At 59.1% G+C, this 2,513-nt stretch carries 2 protein-coding genes and 1 pseudogene; 2 read left to right on the top strand and 1 reads right to left on the bottom strand.

Going from position 1 to position 2,513, the window contains the following annotated elements:
• Positions 1–184 precede the first annotated feature (184 nt).
• Complete coding sequence (locus AACS18_RS11480) at positions 185–1,180, top strand: LpxL/LpxP family acyltransferase (protein ID WP_181363263.1); 996 nt, start codon at positions 185–187, stop codon at positions 1,178–1,180.
• Between the two features lie 195 nt (positions 1,181–1,375).
• Positions 1,376–2,236, top strand: coding sequence for a PA4780 family RIO1-like protein kinase (locus AACS18_RS11475; RefSeq protein WP_108612337.1), 861 nt, complete (start codon positions 1,376–1,378; stop codon positions 2,234–2,236).
• Positions 2,237–2,296: 60 nt separating this feature from the next.
• On the opposite strand, the pseudogene AACS18_RS23405 reads toward AACS18_RS11475, so the two are convergent.
• A pseudogene (locus tag AACS18_RS23405) lies at positions 2,297–2,513 on the bottom strand (GNAT family N-acetyltransferase); the annotation flags it as partial.

The raw sequence follows: 2,513 nt of genomic DNA, 5'->3' as shown, positions 1-2,513 counted from the left end.
CCGGATCCGCAAGGGATTGTCGCCCCACGGCTGACCCTGAATTTTGATTGATTGAAATGGCCCCAGGTGGGCCATTTTTTATGATAACTAGTCTGATCAGTGCCTTGCAGGTCGATGGCCAGCCTCCCCAGGGTAGAAAAAAATGTCAGGATAACTACAATAACCGTTTGTTTTTGATGACTTGATGGCCGCCATGTCTGCGTTAGATCCGGTATTTGATACCTCATTTCATAGCCGCCTGCTGCATCCCAAATGGTGGGGCAGCTGGTGTGCGCTGGGCCTGCTCTCCCTGCTGGCATTTACTCCTGCGAGATTGAGGGATCGCTTTGCCGATCTGATCTCTCCAACCCTGCTGCGTTTTTCGAAAAAGCAGGCCTATATCGCCGATACCAACCTCAAGATCTGCTTTCCCGAGCTGGATGCCGCCGCACGGCAGGCGCTGCTGCTCAAATCGATCCGGGTCGGGCTCAAGACCTTTATGGGCTTTGGCGAGCTCAGCTGGCGCAGCAAGGCGCGGCTGACCAGCCGCATCAAGGTCACCGGCTGGGAGCATGTGCAAGCGGAGCAAGCCGCGGGCCGTCCGGTGATCCTGGTGGTGCCTCATACCTGGGCGGTCGACATGATTGGCCGCTACTTCTCCATGATGGGCATCGAGATGTGCACCATGATGAAGAGCCCGAAAGATGAGGTGTTCGACTGGTACATCAACCGCGAGCGGGCCAAAGCAGGTAAGGTCTATGAGCGCAGCGCCGGCATCAAACCGGCGATCAAGTCGATCCGCGCTGGTGCCAGTTTTTTCTACCTGCCGGATCAGGATCACGGCCGCGAGGCGAGCGTGTTTGTTCCCTTCTTTGGCCGCCCCAAGGCAACCCTGCCAGCCTTGCCCAAGCTGGTGAAGCTGACCGGTGCCAGAGCCGTACCCATCTTCGCCAGCTATGACGAGGATGAGGGGCGCTATCTGCTGGAGATCGAGCCGCCGTTTGACCCTTATCCCACCGCCGATCTGTTGGCAGACGTCAATGCCATGAACCGGGTGGTGGAGATGCAGGTGGCACGCCATCCCGAGCAGTACATGTGGTTTCTCAAGATCTTCGAAACCCTGGAGCATCAGGAGGGGGATGACGGCCTCTATGAAGCGGGGATCCAGCGCATTCGTCAGGGTTTGCCGCCCGAACCTTGAAAATTGGCCCGCTTGCGGGCCATTTTTGTTGGTACAGGGGTCTCGCGCTTATGGCCCGCTGCTGGTGGTTTTTAAGGCGAACGGGTGGACAAAAACAGCGCAAACAGGGGATAACAGGGTGTCTTATGAAAGGGAGAGGCAGGTGAGCGTGCGCGGAGCTATCTTCGAGAGCGGAAATAGGGTAAAAGGGCGGCCATGAAAATTCCAAATCGAATCCAACCTCTGGTTGATGACGGCCTGGTCGATGAGGTCGTCAGCCGGTTGATGAGCGGCAAAGAGGCCGACGTCTATGTGGTGCGCTGCGGCGACGAGATCCGCTGCGCCAAAGTCTATAAAGAGGCGTCCAAGCGCAGCTTCAAGCAGGCCGTGGTCTATCAGGAGGGGCGCAAGGTGCGTAACAGCCGCAGCGCCCGCGCCATGGAGAAGGGCTCCAAGTACGGTCGCAAGCAGCATGAAGAGGTGTGGCAGAACACCGAGGTCGACGCCCTGTTCAAGCTGGCGGCGGCCGGTGTGCGGGTGCCGCAGCCCTATGTCTGCCTCGATGGTGTCCTCTTGATGGAACTTATCACCGATGAGGATGGCAATGTCGCGCCGCGCCTCAACGATGTGGCACTCACCCCCGAGCAGGCGGTCATCGATCACCACAAGGTGATCCGCTATGTGGTGCGGATGCTTTGCGCCGGTCTTATCCACGGCGATCTCTCCGAGTTCAACGTGCTGGTGGATAGCCAGGGCCCTGTCATTATCGACCTGCCCCAGGTGGTGGATGCCGCCGCCAACAACCAGGCCAAGGCGATGCTGGAGCGGGACGTCAACAATATGCGCAACTACTACGGTATGTATGCCCCCGAGCTGCTCAAGACCCGTTATGCCCTGGAGATGTGGGCGCTGTTTGAAGATGGTAAACTCACCCCCGATAGCGAGCTGACCGGTCACTTTGAAGAGAGCCGCGCCGCCATCGATCTCGAGTCGGTGCTGCAGGAGATTGAGAGCGCCGAGGAGGAGGCCTATGCCCGTCAGGCCCGGATGAAGGCGGAGCAGGAAGACAGCTACTAACGGTCTTGTCACGTTCGCAAAAAGAGCGCCTTCGGGGCGCTCTTTTTATTACTGCTGCGGCTATGGTCGGCTGGGGCAGGGGGCTAGCTGATACATCTCCAGCCAGTTGCGATCCCCCGGATGGAAGCGCCGTCCCAGTAACACGCCCCCGGCGGCCGTAATGACCTTGTGGGAAGCCAGATTGTCTTCGCCGCAGCTGATCAGCACCGGCGCTGTCAGCACCTGTTGTTGTACCCAGCGCAGCAGCACGGTCGCGGCCCCTTCGCCACGGCGAGAG

Source organism: Aeromonas sp. HMWF015, from assembly GCF_963878965.1.
Lineage (GTDB): Bacteria > Pseudomonadota > Gammaproteobacteria > Enterobacterales > Aeromonadaceae > Aeromonas > Aeromonas veronii.
Note: the sequence above shows the minus strand (reverse complement) of the source record. Positions and strands in the feature narration are given on the sequence as shown.